The organism is Affinundibacterium macrobrachii (assembly GCF_014652415.1).
GTDB classification, from domain to species: Bacteria; Pseudomonadota; Gammaproteobacteria; order Burkholderiales; family Burkholderiaceae_D; genus Undibacterium; species Undibacterium macrobrachii.
On the sequence record NZ_BMYT01000001.1, the window covers coordinates 702,370 to 717,456 of the forward strand.

Annotated in this window: 12 protein-coding genes; 4 read left to right on the forward strand and 8 right to left on the reverse strand. The window is 44.5% G+C overall.

Annotated elements, in window-relative coordinates:
* Window positions 1–105: 105 nt before the first annotated feature.
* From IE103_RS03225 to IE103_RS03260, 8 genes are all read right to left on the reverse strand, one after another.
* Window positions 106–3,147 (reverse strand): DUF6701 domain-containing protein, encoded by a 3,042-nt coding sequence (locus IE103_RS03225; RefSeq protein ID WP_189344541.1) that lies wholly within the window; start codon window positions 3,145–3,147, stop codon window positions 106–108.
* A 64-nt stretch (window positions 3,148–3,211) separates the two neighbouring features.
* Window positions 3,212–3,712: a pilus assembly PilX family protein gene (locus IE103_RS03230; protein ID WP_189344542.1), complete on the reverse strand. Its 501-nt coding sequence runs from the start codon at window positions 3,710–3,712 to the stop codon at window positions 3,212–3,214.
* A 13-nt stretch (window positions 3,713–3,725) separates the two neighbouring features.
* The gene (locus tag IE103_RS03235) at window positions 3,726–4,562 is read right to left on the reverse strand and encodes a PulJ/GspJ family protein (RefSeq protein ID WP_189344543.1); all 837 of its coding nucleotides are present in this window, start codon (window positions 4,560–4,562) and stop codon (window positions 3,726–3,728) included.
* A gap of 1 nt (window position 4,563) precedes the next feature.
* A complete protein-coding gene (locus tag IE103_RS03240) occupies window positions 4,564–5,007 on the reverse strand; it encodes a type II secretion system protein (protein ID WP_229827037.1) in 444 nt (147 codons plus the stop codon).
* A 115-nt stretch (window positions 5,008–5,122) separates the two neighbouring features.
* Entirely contained in the window at window positions 5,123–5,647 is a 525-nt protein-coding gene (locus IE103_RS03245) for a pilus assembly FimT family protein (protein ID WP_373295222.1), read from the reverse strand.
* A gap of 164 nt (window positions 5,648–5,811) precedes the next feature.
* Window positions 5,812–6,270: a pilin gene (locus IE103_RS18570; protein ID WP_189344545.1), complete on the reverse strand. Its 459-nt coding sequence runs from the start codon at window positions 6,268–6,270 to the stop codon at window positions 5,812–5,814.
* Window positions 6,271–6,474: 204 nt separating this feature from the next.
* Window positions 6,475–7,704, reverse strand: coding sequence for a type II secretion system F family protein (locus tag IE103_RS03255; protein ID WP_189344546.1), 1,230 nt, complete (start codon window positions 7,702–7,704; stop codon window positions 6,475–6,477).
* An 8-nt stretch (window positions 7,705–7,712) separates the two neighbouring features.
* Window positions 7,713–9,419 (reverse strand): GspE/PulE family protein, encoded by a 1,707-nt coding sequence (locus tag IE103_RS03260; RefSeq protein WP_189344547.1) that lies wholly within the window; start codon window positions 9,417–9,419, stop codon window positions 7,713–7,715.
* Between the two features lie 215 nt (window positions 9,420–9,634).
* Here IE103_RS03260 and IE103_RS03265 point away from each other — a divergent pair, with 215 nt between their 5' ends.
* From IE103_RS03265 to mltB, 4 genes are all read left to right on the forward strand, one after another.
* Window positions 9,635–10,555 carry an AAA family ATPase gene (locus IE103_RS03265; protein WP_189344548.1) on the forward strand — a complete coding sequence of 307 codons (921 nt, stop codon included), beginning with the start codon at window positions 9,635–9,637 and terminating at the stop codon, window positions 10,553–10,555.
* Window positions 10,556–10,631: 76 nt separating this feature from the next.
* Window positions 10,632–11,612, forward strand: coding sequence for a DUF58 domain-containing protein (locus IE103_RS03270; RefSeq protein ID WP_189344549.1), 981 nt, complete (start codon window positions 10,632–10,634; stop codon window positions 11,610–11,612).
* A gap of 12 nt (window positions 11,613–11,624) precedes the next feature.
* A complete protein-coding gene (locus tag IE103_RS03275; protein WP_189344550.1) occupies window positions 11,625–13,646 on the forward strand; it encodes a transglutaminase TgpA family protein in 2,022 nt (673 codons plus the stop codon).
* Between the two features lie 122 nt (window positions 13,647–13,768).
* Window positions 13,769–14,818 (forward strand): lytic murein transglycosylase B, encoded by a 1,050-nt coding sequence (gene mltB, locus IE103_RS03280; protein WP_229827039.1) that lies wholly within the window; start codon window positions 13,769–13,771, stop codon window positions 14,816–14,818.
* Window positions 14,819–15,087: the final 269 nt, after the last annotated feature.

The window sequence follows — 15,087 nt, forward strand, 5'->3', positions numbered from 1 at the left end:
TTTTGTTGTCGTATTGATGATGTTCGCCCACTTGATCGACTTGTATTGTGCAAGTGCGAAATGAACGTGGCGCGATCGCTGCATCGCTGCAGTCGAACTCTCAGCTCAATGAACTTCTCTCACATAAATAAATTGATTTGATTTCTTATATGCTCCAAATTTGACTTTACCTGTTGGATTAATTGCCGTGGCACCACCTCGCCAAGGAAACTTAAGCCAATTGCTAACCGGAATATCCATATCCAAGAAACCACTATTACCTAAGCCAGGTTTGGAAAATTTTAATTGACTCTGACCAGCAACCAACTTCCCTGTCGCACTCACCGTCGCAATGGTTTCGCCCGCACTTAATTTGTTCGTTGCCGTTTCTGGACTATAAAAAATCAGGCCGTTACCGGAACTTGGCGCAAGGATAGGCGTACAACTATCATCACTATTTCTTCTCCATTGATCAGCGATTCGATATTCAGCAAAAAATGGCACAGGCAAATCCAACATTTCTGAACCGTAAGCACTTTGCAACTTCAAACGACCATAGCGTTGCAAACTCTTTCCTAGTAAAACCGCAGTACCTGCGGGAACCTCGCCATCACTTGGATTCGCCAAGACATCGATCAAGGTTTCATTCGCTAAAGCGGTTGGTCGAGAGATTTGATGCTTTGCTGACGCATTTAGCGTGCCGCTAAGCCATGTGCCGGTCGGTGCTGTCGCACTAGAACTTAGTACCGCGCCAGCAGGGGCACCGCTGATTGTGAATGCGTAACTTGCGTAGACTGTAGGAATAAATTTCGCGTAAACGCTGGTGTAATTTTGCGTTGTCGTGTTCGTGCTGTTTTGCGCAGTCATTGTGAAATTAGTGGTGAATCCATCTTGTCCAAAATAGGTGAATGCTGTGGCGGGCGTGCAGGCTTCAACAACAGCCGCACCACTAATTAAAAAGTGATGGGGAATAAATCGACCAAAATAATTCGTTGGTGCGAGGTTAGCGAACTGACATCCATACTTACCACCAACCAGGCTATTCGATGTGTCATTCGTACAATCGCCATTCGCCACGTCAGCGGATCCAGAACTGCTGACAAAACTATCGTCATAGACGCCGCGTGGTTTAAATCTAAAATAGCCAACTTCGTCATACTTAAATTCACTACCTGTAGCACCGTTTCCGTTTAACGAATTGGCGGCAAGCGTAAATTCTCCGGTTAGATTTCCAGTGCCAGGTGCTGGCCTACCACCATTGATCACGGACGGAACATTCAACCACTCAAGTAAAGCAGGATTCACTTTAGGCGTGCCATCGTAACCAACGACACTAGTATTTGCGGTTAAGCTAAAGTTCGCACCAGCAGTAATGATTGGCGTTGCTGTTGGGTTATTTCCTGCTGCATCTGCATTGGCGCTTGAAGTAATCGTTGTAAAGTTGGTTGGACGAACTGAGAATCCATCCGACGAACAAGCTGTCACAGGTGCAACGCCTGCGCTTTCACGCACTCGACATCCTACATGTTTGTAGGCTCTGGCAAGCAGCAAATCTGCAGTGAGTGTTTTTCTACCATTGTCTGCCGCTGCAAAAGTTAAATTTTGTGATGCGATTGGCGTTATAGCGGAACACGACGCTGCACTCGTTTTATCGTAGAGTTCAACAACGACATTTCCAGTATAGGCGTTGGCAAGTGCGCCAGATGCTTGCAGCGCTAAAACATCAAAACGAAAGCCTGTGTTGGCCAATTTCGTATACAGCGGAGTGCGGTCAGTCTCAACATACGCTAAACCAGTTTCCATACACTCGAATTTAGCAACACAAGGTGTATTGGCTATCGTTATTTGGCAGCTTGCTTGCGCTACACCATTCACTACACAGCGCGTACCATTCAGCGGCAATTTACTCAAACCACTAGCGAACATCGTGTATGTGCCAGCAGACGCAGCATTGGCTTGAAGAACGAGATTCGCGATGCTAGCAGCCGATCCCAAAGAAAAAGTCGACGGTGTCCAACTCGTTCCAGTTGCGGTAGGAGAAAAAGAAATAGATCCAGTTAACGTACCCGTATTCACAATATTCAAATCTGGGCATGGAACGATAGGAGAAGTACAGGCAAGCACTTGAACTGGTTCAGGACATTGCGTTGCACTGCCATCATGACGAATTTCGATATGATCGTAATCCGGTACCACGGTTGATCCAATCACAAAGTCATAACTGAAGGTGTACACACCGGGCGCGGTAAAATCATAGGCTATACCTATCCCTGTATCTTGCAAGGTCGTTGTAATGGTGTTGCTCAATGCACCTGCTTGTTGAACGGAGCAATTCGGAGAGCCATTGGAGAAAAATGTATTCCAACCCGCTGCACAATAACTACTGAAAGTACCGACAGTACTACCGCCAAGTGGCGGCGTTGGTGGCGCACGTTCGCGGAAAGACTCTACGATAGTTCCTGCAGTCGGTAATGCGGTGCTGGTTGGGCAAGGATTAGCACCACCCAGACTAGAGTAAGTTCCCACTATGCGATAGGTACCGGCAACATTCACACCACACCCACTATCGCTACCACCAAGGTAAGTATCAAACACATGATAATAACGCACTGGATTAGATGCGCTAACCGCATAGCCAGCGGGAATCGTCAAAGTCACTTCTGCGGTTAAAAAATCAAATGGTGTGGTGTACTTCCACAAAATTGATACTTGCGGGCCATTTGTAATACCCAATAAATTTGTCGCTCTTTGTTGGACGCCAGGAACAGCTGGATTAGCAGGTAATGCGGCTGAAATACTGTAAGTGTTATACATACCGCCACTTGGGTTAAAGGTGCTGACGGTGTGTGATGGGCCATACAAGCGTCCATTGGCACGAATGAACACACCATTATTTAAGCTATTTGGATTGGTTTGTGGTAAGGCAGTCGGACTATAAACTTGACCAGTATTATTCAAACGTCGCACTTGTATCTTGCTCGACCTGTCTATATAAAAATGCAGGCCATTCGTTGCATTCGTTCCGCCTGTGCTATTAAATTCTATGGTGGTTTGCGCACGAACTTCATGCATAGAAAAACCAATGATAGTGACCAAGAAAGACACGCAAAAAGTCCAGTAAATTCTGGCATAAGATTGAAGTAATTGATTGCGCCTTTGCTTACTCATTTTTAAGCCTAATAAAATCACACTTACTCAAACAAATTCAATTAAATTTAACAAGAAAATATCATTAACACGGTAGATCTGTTGCAAGGCCCGTAACACCAATTCTGCAAGTACTAATACTTGCAGAAATTTGCCGCTCAACAAAATCACTTGAAGGAGCATTGCCTGAACGCCCTGTCGAAGTAATTTGGTAAACACGTATCGTATTTTCAGCCTCTGTGGTCGTCGTAAGTTGACAATCAATCGTCACATTAAATCCGGTCAATGCGCCGTCCAAAGTTGGTGCGGCCATGCCCGCAGTACAGCCGTTAAAAATGGTATTCACAACTGCGGCATTCTCTGGTGCTAATATTGCATAGGTAGCCGCTTCAATTCCCGCCTTTGCTGCTTGATAAGCCAACACACCTCGCACATCTTGATTGGAAATCGTGCGTTGCGAGGTATAAATCGACAGCATAAAGATCCCTAATGCGGCCAAAATCACTAGCAAAAAAATAGCCGATATCAATGAAAAACCGCGAGCTGCCAATTTACGCGGCAACTTAGCTGGTGACCGGCTTTTCAATTGATTTAACACCTTATGGCACATTGCTAATGTTCACATCCTGATATAAGTTAACCGATTCACCTGCGCGCAATAATCCCAAACTAATCGATAACACGGCGCTACGCTCAGTAACGCCACTGGCATAATTAAAGCTACAGCTTGACACATGTTCCGCCAACAATGGTTGAGTCGCATTTGCAGGAAGTACGGGACAGGTGCCTAATGCTGACACAATCGCATAGTTTGACACACGATACAGACGTCCAGTTCCATTACCACCTGCATCGGTTCCTGCACCTTGACAAACAAAGCTGACCGCCGGACTCGCCCCTGGTAACACGAAAAATCGTTTAGCCGGCGACTCAATTGGATTTTGGATAGCTGTACTTAAATTGATCGTGGCATTTGTGGAACCGGCACCTACAATTCCGCGATAACTTGCCTGATAAGCATCGGCACCGGGTATGCCTAAGTTGTACACCACAATAAAATCACCTGCTTGTGGCGCACTATTCAGTGGACCAATCACATCAAACTGTGTACCAGAGGTACTCTCAAACTGCATGACATTGCCGGGTTCAGCAGCACGATAACGACCACCATCTTTGGTAATCAAAAATTCAACGCAAGTCGTATCAGCTTGACGCACACTATTTGGCAATGCCAAATGCAAATCGCGTGACATGCGCCGAATTGCGGAATTCGCACTTTCTGTGAGTTCTGCACGTCGACTCAAATCGCGATATTGCTCAATTGGTCGGCTAATAAAACTCGCGGCAACAACCGCCAAAATCCCAGTAATCACGATCACAATGATCGCTTCAACCAAGGTAAAACCACGCTGATAAGTAGAAACAGAAATTTGCATATCAAGGCGTCGCTCTAGGCGCGTAACGGTAACGATAACCAGTCAAACTAACGCTTAAATTATCAACACTAACAGTAACATCAATACGGATACGATCACCGCCTAAGTCTTCAGTTTCTTGCACGCTTGCGCTGTAGCTTCCTAATCCCACAATCACTTGCCCTTGAATATCTTTAATCGGATCAGCGGGTGTCATCTCGAAATTATGATAATCGCCAACATTATCAAAGCGCGGCGAACCATATCGTGTCTCGCCCGCAGTTGGCCCCAATCCCTGTACGCTGGTCGCACAACCAGCTGGATTATTCGCAGTCATTGCGTTAGCGTCATCTGGGTCGCAATAAGTAAATGCCTGTAACTGTACTTCTTCCAATAATGATTCGGCAATCGCCAGAGCTTGCTTTTCACGCAGAGGATCGGTGCTCGCCACGCTAGTTAAGTTCATAATTCGCGTCACCCCAATTACGGCAACACTGACAATTAAAATGAATAAGATTAATTCCACAAGCGTGACGCCAACTTGTCGGGCGTTGATTAGCCTTGTTCTAGTGATCTGAGCTTTAGTGTACATAGCCGGTCTCAGCTTCTACACGAATTGTGCCGACAGCTAGCGTTGCATTCTGAAATAAGCTCACAGTTTGCACAGTATTTGGATTGGGTTGGCCCAAGGCGTTAAATGAAAATACGGCACCTGCGCCAAAACTTACATCGGCGGGAGCGGTTCTGCGAAACCAATTTTGCTCACCAGGACTCATCACAGGAGCACCGGCGTCGTTCTGACAATTCGTATTCACTTGCACATACGTTAGGCAAATTACGCCATCTGCTTGTCCGATTTGCACCCAAACTGGACGACGCTGAGCAATCGCCGTCTTTTGCGCGAAACGAATCATGTTTTGGGTTTGATCAAAAAAACCGCGAGCATCAAAATCAACTCGATCTGAGAATCGAGGAAGTGCAATCGCGGAGAGAATACCAAATACAACCAGCACTAAAATCAACTCAACCATCGTAAAACCGTGATTGAATCTGGTTCTGCATGTGCTTGTAAATGTGTCTGTAATAGTGGGCAAAAAATTTCGCATAAGAAGGCAATCAATTTAAGCAGAAAAATAAATGACACCGAATGCGGAAGAAAGTCTGTTTTGAATTCTCCGTGTAGAAATCATGGACTAGATTTCTACACATTAAAAATTAATTTGATTTCAATTTAGATTCAAAACAGACTAGAAAATCTATAGCAGTATGATTACGCGCAGTTTGCTGCCGTCAATCCCGTGGCATTGTAAGTCGGTGGCGAACCCGCAGCGGCTGGAACCGTGTAAGTCACAGCACAGTTAGGATGATTGGCATCTGCTGAGACACGAAACACCGTTGCAGAGGTCACCGTCAATACGAAGTCAGGTGTGGATAAACCTGCTGCAACTGGAATACCAGTTAAGGCTGTTGTTGGGTATCCGTTCGCCATCGGAATCGTTGCGCCTTCCATCACGACAGAAGTATTAGGTGCGAGTTGCTGCGTCAATTGTATCGAACGCGCCAAAGCAGCACCTGATTTTAGTGAGGCCAATGCACCATTCATCTTGGCGATACGCGCTTCTGTTTGTAAAGCGGCAAATCGTGGCAATGCATAGGCAGAGAGCAATGCCAAAATCGTAATCACGACGATCAATTCAATTAAAGTAAAACCAGTTTGCGTCTTTTTCATTGCTTTTTCCAATCAGTTATTTCAATCTATCTATTCAAATACTTCTTGTCATTTTTTCGATTCATCCACAAAATCCACAATACCACTTTGATAAAGTTTCACTGTTTGACTTGTGCTCTTACATCATAACAAACTTTTTGATAAATCCTCTACGATAAATCGCAAAGGCACGTGACAAATACCAGAGTCAATATTATTGCATCACTATTTCTGCAGCGCGACACGACCAAGATCCCAAATCGGTAAGAAGATGCCCAGTGCCAGTATCAACACCATCACGCCCAAAGAAACAATCAAAATCGGTTCTATGTTTGCAGATAAATTCTTGAGTTCATACTCAACTTCACCTTCATACATCAGCGCGATTTCGTCCATCAACTCATCTAAGGCACCTGTTTCTTCGCCGACCGCGATCATTTGCAACACGACTGGTGTAAATACGCCACTTGCCGAAGCCGTTCTTAAAATACTATCGCCGCGCTCTACACCTTCTCGCATTTGATCGACGTGACTTGCGATATAAGTATTATCAACGGTACTCGATACGACAGTTAATGCTTGCACGATGGGAACGCCGCTCTTGCTTGATAAAGCAAAACTACGAGCGAATCGTGCTAGCGTCGCTTTTAATACGATGCGTCCAAATATCGGGAACTGTAATATTTGTCGATCCCACCAAAACCGACCAGCAACTGTAGAAATAAAATTTTTGAACAGGATTGCTGCACCGAGACTGAATCCAAATAGCAAAATCCAGTAATCAACAAAAAACTCAGACATATTCAGCAAAAAGCGCGTCATCAGAGGCAACTCAGCATTAAAGCCAGCAAACACTTTGGCAAACGCAGGAATCACAAAAATATTTACGATAATGATCGCAACTAACATCACGATCATCACAAACATCGGATAACGCAATGCAGTTTTAACCCGATTGCGCATCTCTCGTTCAAATTCCATGTGCTCAGATAAGCGCAAAAAAATCGTATCTAAACGCCCCGTCATTTCCCCAACGCGGACCATGCTAATAAAGAACATGGAGAACACTTTCGGATGTCTACGCATTGCTGCGGACAATTCGCGACCGGTATCTAAAGACTCACGCAGATCCTGAATCACACTACGAAAAGCCCGACTTACCGCAGATTCTTGCAACCCAGCTAATCCGCGCATAATCGGCACACCAGCGCGAATTAAAGTATGCAGTTGACGACTAAAGAGTTGCACGTCTAAAGCCTGAACTTTTTTCTCCCAAAAACTCTGCCACCAATTGAGTTCTTTGTTACCAGAGGTATTCGATGTCAATTCAATTTGCGTAGGCGATATGCCCATGCCGAATAGCTGTTTCGCAACGCCATCCGCGTCCGCGCTTTCCATGACGCCTTCAATTAATTCGCCACGCGAATTTCGCGCTTTATAAGCAAAAAATGGCATGCCTTGGCCTATTCTTCAATTTGATTACTAATACGCATCGCTTCACTTACCGTAGTCACACCACTGAGCACCAAATCGATCGCATTCTTACGCAAGGTTCGGCCGTTCATTTGACGCTTCGCCACTTCCATAAAATACGCATTGTCTTCGCTATGGGCAGCATCGACTACCGCCTTCGTCATTTCTAACAATTCATACACCCCCATACGCCCGCGATATCCGGTGCCATTACAATGCCCACAACCACGACCAGTATGAAAATGTGCCTGACTCAATGCTTCATCGAGCAAATCCACACTCATCCACTCTTGTTCTGCGGGGGATAATTGATGTGGAACACGACAACTCTCACAAATCACTCTGACCAAGCGTTGCGCTAGCACCGCTTGCAAAGAGCTCCCCATCATATAGCGCGGTACGCCCATATCTAATAAGCGTATTGGCGTACTAATCGCATCATTGGTATGCAAGGTAGATAGCACCAAATGGCCTGTCATCGCCGCACGCATACCAATTTGTGCGGTTTCCTGATCGCGCATCTCACCTAATAATAAAATATCAGGATCTTGACGCAACGAGGCGCGCAATACTTTGGCAAAGCTTAGATCGATTTTCTCGTTGACCTGAACTTGATTAATCCCAGGCAAGCGATACTCGACCGGATCTTCTACTGTAATCAGCTTGCGGTCTTCACGATTTAACTCCGCTAATGCACCATACAAAGTGGTTGTTTTACCGCTACCAGTTGGCCCTGTCACTAACACCAAACCATTCGGCCTTTGGATAATCGAACGGAATCGCTCAAGCATATCCGCAGGCATACCAATGCGGTCTAAATTTAAAATACCGCCACTTTGATTGAGCAAACGCATCACGATCGATTCACCATATTGCGTCGGCATGGTTGAAATACGAACGTCGATCTGCTGCTGCCGCACTTTGATGATGAATCTGCCGTCTTGTGGCAAGCGCTTCTCTGAAATATCTAATTCTGAAATGAGTTTCAAGCGCAATGCCAAGGCACCTGCAATTTTCATATCCGCTTCTGTTTGCAGATGTAAAGAACCGTCAATACGAAAACGAATTTGTAGACGTTTTTCTTGCGGTTCGATATGAATATCTGAGGCACGAACTTGGGTCGCATCATCAAATACCGATTGCAACAGCTTTACCACTGGTGCATCTTCGGAGCTGGCCGTCGCGCCCATGCTACCGAAATCAACATTCGCATCGCCTAACTCTTGTTCAAGTTCACGCGCTAAATCGGTAATCGCCTCGGTGTGTCTATATAGATTATCAATCGCTGCCAGTAGATCATTTTCATTGACTACAGCGAGATAGATATTGCTTTTTAAAATACGGCTAATTTCATCGTAAGCAAATAAGTCCGTAGGATCTACCATCGCAACGAGATAGCCGTTATCACGTTGTTCAAGAACGATTGCCCTGAATCGTCGCGCTTGTAACTCAGGCAGTTTCTTAACTACATCTGGTTTGATGTTGTAGTGCTTTAAGTTGACGAAGCTGATATTTAATTGCTTCGCCATTGCTTCTGAGATCTGATCTTCTGTCACAAAGCGATTTTCAACAAATAGACGACCTAACTTGCGCCCTGTACGTTTTTGTTCAGCTAAGGCAAACTGCAACTGATCTTCGGTCATCAGTTTTTGCTGCAATAAAATTTCACCTAAACGAATTTTTTCTGGCCTTGCCATTTTTTTCCTCGGTCTACACTGTCGATTTGTTCTTTAGCTGCTCTTTAGCTACTCTTTAGTTGTTCTCTTTTTTATGCCAACTACATGCGGGTGCTATTCCAGCACTATCCACTTTGCCCCACGATTTAGGGTTTGGGGAAATACATCTCTGTGCTAGTCTTGCACAATTCAAGCAATATGCAATATCTGATGCAACGATTCTATGGGAAAAGCACATGTTTTCAAAAGTCCATGAGGTAGCAAAACAACTGAACCAAGTCATTATCGGTAAAGAAGGTCAAATTCAACAAGCCTTAGTATGTTTATTAGGTGGTGGACATTTATTAATCGAAGATGTTCCCGGTGTCGGCAAAACAACCTTAGCACATGCGTTGGCGATTTCCTTAGGCCTTCAATTCAATCGTTTACAATTTACGTCTGATCTACTACCAACGGATGTGGTTGGCGTCTCGATTTTTGAACGAGAAAAAAGCCAGTTTGTTTTTCACCCTGGCCCTATCTTCACACAAGTTTTACTAGCCGATGAAATCAATCGCGCTACACCAAAAACCCAATCTGCGCTTTTAGAAGCAATGGAGGAGCAGCAAGTCAGTGCGGAAGGACAAACTCGGCAACTTCCCCAACCTTTCTTTGTTATCGCAACGCAGAACCCAACCCACCAAGTTGGTACGTTTGCGCTACCAGAATCACAGCTTGATCGTTTCCTGATGTGCGTTTCTTTAGGTTACCCCGATGCCGCTGCAGAAAGAGCATTATTATTAGGAGAAGATCGACGCAGTCTATTGAAAAATTTACCTGCGATTATGCAGCCTGAAGAATTACAAGCGATACAACATGCTATCCGAAATATTCATGCTTCGTCGTCTTTAGTCGATTACTTACAAAAAATCGCACAAAGCACGCGTGAAGCAGGTCTGTTTGCCGAAGGAATGAGCCCACGTGCTGCAATCGCATTATTACAAGCATCGAAAGCATGGGCAGCAATTGAAGGACGAGACCATGTTTTGCCCGAAGACATTCAAGCAGTATTGGTTCCGGTGATTGCACATCGCCTACGTCCAATCAAAGCGGTGAATAACAAAACAAATGCTAGTGCAGATTTGCTGGTGCAATTAATGCAAAAAATTCCCGTTTAATTTAAATAGCGGGCCGAGCACTAACTGCTTTCTTAATAATTAAATCGAACAAATTTCTTTTTCCGACATCAATACAATGCGCATTTTCCAACAATTCAAAACAAAATTTGAGCAGATTGTTTTACTGGAAAAAACAGCCGAGGTCGGAGAAGTCGTCTTAAAACAAAGGCGAGTATTTACCTTACCAAGTAAAGCTGGATTGGTTTACATTGGTTTATTGCTGATCCTGTTTTTAACCGCAACCAATTACAGCCTCAATTTGGGGTTGGGCATGACTTATTTATTGGCTGGCTTAGCTGCGGTCAATGCCTTGTTCACTTTCCGAAATCTCGCCTACTTGCGCTTAAACGCCGGGCAAGGAAACCCTGTCTTCGCTGGTGACATTGCCGAGTTTCCGATCCATATAGATAACCCCAAGAACCTTGAGCGCTACGCCTTGCATGTTGGTTTGATGGATAAAGCGGCAGTGACACAAACCGTCGACATTACTGGAAATTCTCAACAAACGATTTATCTTCAGGTTTTGAGCAATCAACGAGGCTACCTGCAATGCCCTAGAATTAAGTTACAAACATGGTTCCCACTTGGCTTGTTGCGCGCGTGGAGCACATGGATGCCAGCCAGCTCGATTTTGGTTTACCCAACACCTGAAGCGATTAGCCCACCATTACCCTTCGGTAGCGAGGGACAAGGAAATGCGCTGTCAAATTCAGGCAATGAAGATTTCTCGGGCGTGCGCAGCTATCAATCTGGTGATCCGCTGAAACAGCTTTCTTGGAAACACATCGCGCGCGTCGATCTAGAGGCTGGCGGTAGTTTGATATCGAAACAATTTGCTGGGTCTAGTGGTGGAAAAATCTTTATCGATTTCGACGCAATTTCACCGCAGCTAGACGTAGAAAATCGCTTGTCTAGAATGTGTAGTTGGGTTTTGCAAGCGGAACGTCTGCAGCTTGACTACGGTTTTAAACTCAAAGGCTTTGAGTTGCCGCCTGCTCAGGGTGAAATACACAGCCAAGCCTGCTTAACCGCATTAGCATTATTTGAAATTTCGTAAAAAAATCGCACTATGCTTAAGCATTCTCTTTTCAATACTGTTGCAACACTTAGTCGAGATAAACGCGATACTTTGCTATTGGTTTTTGCCTGCTTTTTGGTGATACTCAATCATGTTGATAGCTTATATATCTGGGTAAGTTGTAGTGCAATCGCACTCATGCTATGGCGCGCATGGTTTACTCTGCGCGGCAATCAACTACCCGCAAGGTGGGTATTACTACCAATTGCAGCGGCCTTAATGGCGGGCATTTTTTGGCAGTTTCGAAGTTTTTTTGGGCGAGAAACGGGCGTCGCCATGCTCGCCTTGCTGCTGGCTTGCAAAATGTTAGAAATGCATGCCGAGCGCGATTTGTTCGTGATTTTGTTTTTAAGCTTTTTTCTGCTACTCACCCGATTCTTTGAATCTCAGAGTCTTGTCGCTGCATTTCAAGTCGCAGTATCCACCATCGTTCTTTTATTGGCGCAACTCAGCTTTCAGTTCGAAAAAAAAACCATCAAGCTTTGGGCCAAAACAAGAATTGTGTTGAGCATGCTTGCTATCGCAATGCCATTAACGATACTGGCATTTTTCCTATTCCCCAGAATTCAAGGTCCGCTATGGGGCTTACCCAGTGACGCGGATGTCGCGCGCTCGGGCTTATCAGATTCGATGACGCCTGGGAATATCAGCAAACTTGCGATGTCGGAAGAACTCGTTTTCCGTGTGAAATTTCTTGAGCAAACACCAGAAAAATCAGCTTTGTACTGGCGCGCTTTAGTGCTCACACAATTTGACGGACGTCGCTGGTCACAAAATCGCTTCTCAAAAAATATTACACCACGTCAGCTAGAAACACGTGGGCCTGCGATTTCACAAGAAATTACACTCGAACCCAGCAATACAAGTTTCTTGTTCGGTGTCGACAGCATTGCCAATCCACCCTTGGTCGAAGGCACGCTCGCCAGCCTCAACTCAGATGGTGAGCTACAACACCGCGACAAAGTCACACAAAGAATCCGTTACCAAGTCACATCGTTCCCTGATTATCGATTCAATGTGTCGCCCAATCCTATAGAACTACAATTAAATCTAAGACTGCCGAATAATTTCAATCCACAAACGCGTAGTTTTGCACAAGAAATTAGGCGGCAAAATCCAGAGCCGCTGGCACAAGTCAACGCGGTATTAAATTTTTTTAGAAATGAACGGTTCTTCTACACCTTAGAACCACCTCAGCTGGGTCGACATAGCGCAGATGATTTTTTATTCAACACCCGCGCAGGTTTTTGTGAACACTATTCCAGCGCCTTTGTCATTCTAATGCGGGCTATGGGCATTCCGGCGCGCGTGGTTACCGGTTATCAAGGTGGAACACTCAATACGCAAGGCGGTTTCTATGAAATTCGGCAATCGGATGCACATGCTTGGGCTGAGGTTTGGCTGAGCGAACGCGGTTGGATCAGAGTCGATCCAACCGCAGCCGTCGCTCCCAACCGAATTCTTCGCAACTTAGAAGCAACTCAAGAAAAATCGGGGTTGGCTGGAATCGTTAACGACCTAATTAAAGAAAACGCTTGGAGTCGCGAACTACGCATGCAATGGAATGCGCTTAACTATTCTTGGAATCAATGGGTTCTTAATTACAACCAAACGCAACAAACCAAACTATTAGATCGACTTGGATTGAACCAGTTAGACTGGAGTACGAGCTTAATGTGGATATTCGGCATCGGTTTAATTATCGTCGGTTCATTAGCTATCCCGCTACTTCCCAAACGTATACAGAGGGCACCAATCGATCGTCTGTATTTACGCCTATGTGAAAAACTTGCCAAGCAAGGCTTCGTAAAAACAATCCATGAAGGACCTTCAAGCTATCTTGAGCGACTGCAAGCCACGATGGCTGCAGAAAAATATCAATTGGTAGACGAATTTATTCGTCACTATATCGCAATAAAATATGGTAAAACATCAGCCTCAGTTGAACAAAAAAATATGGATGAAGTGAACGCGCAGTTACAAGATATGCGACGCTTACTCAAGCGCATTTAATTGCCATCCATGACCCATTTATATCATTACCAGATCGCTATATTTTGAAAATTCTCTCTCACATTCTCTATGCTAGTGTAAGCGCCACAATGATTTTGTGTACCAGCGCTGTAGGAAATTTATTGTTATCTCATGACGCTGTGGCTGCAAACACAAAAAAAGTAGCCGCTAAATCGAATCAAAAAAACACCCAAAGTAAAGCAGCAGATGTGCATTATCTAGAGTGGCAAGAGGTACAAAGCTTTATCGCCGAAATGCAAGCGCAGCATCAATTTCCGCTCGATCAGCTACAACACATTTTCGATAATGCACGCTATGTTGAATCTGCGGTACAACTAGTCAAACCAGCACCGCCAGGCAAACCAAAAAATTGGAAAGCGTATCGAGCGCGCTTTGTCGAAAACGGTCGGATCGCCGCGGGCGTCACGTTCTGGGAAAGAAATCAAGAGACATTACAACGCGCAGAACGTCTATTTGGTGTGCCTGCTGGAATTATTGTTGGGCTAATCGGCGTAGAAACAATTTTTGGCAAAAATACCGGGAGTTTTCGCGCGCTAGATGCATTGACGACACTCGCTTTTTCTTACCCGGAAACGCCAAATCGTGAAGCGAGAAGTCAATTTTTTAAAAATGAACTAAGCCAATTATTGTTATTTGCCAGAGATAACAAACTTGATGTTTTCTCGATTAAGTCTTCTTACGCAGGCGCAATTGGACTCGCTCAATTTATGCCTAGTAGTTTGCGACAACATGCCCTTGATTTTGATAGCGATGGAAAAATCGATTTGAGAGAATCTGAGGCGGATGCCATTGGCAGCGTTGCGAACTATCTAGCCAAACACGGCTGGCAAAAAGACTTGCCATTTGCCTTTCCAGCGACATTACTCGATCAAGATCCTGCCTCACTTAGTCTGAAAGATGCCTTAAATCGCGGACTAAAATCGAGTTTTTACATTGATGATCTAAAATTACTGGTCAGCACTGCAGATGATAAAGCCCCACGAAATTTAAAGTACGGTTTAATCGATCTACAAAATGGTGATGATCCAACCGAATACTGGCTGGCGACAGAGAACTTTTTTGCGATCACTAAATACAACCGGAGTTATTTTTACGCAATGTCGGTCATTGATCTTGGCAACGTCATCGCACTCGCTCGCACCAAAGAATAAGCGTACTTAACACCAAATAATCCGTTGCCAAATTCAAATTCACCAATAAAAAATATTGCAAATAAGAATTTTTTGGTCTAAAGTAATGTTATCTAATGATACATTTATGATGGTTTACAGGAAAGTGTCAATAGATTTAACAATTTTCTTTCTTAATTTTTTCGTATTAAGTAGATAAATTTGTCTCAACGATATAGTATTACTGTTTAAATAATTGATTACTGCACCCTCCTGCACACTTAATAATCATCAACAATGAGGTAATGATG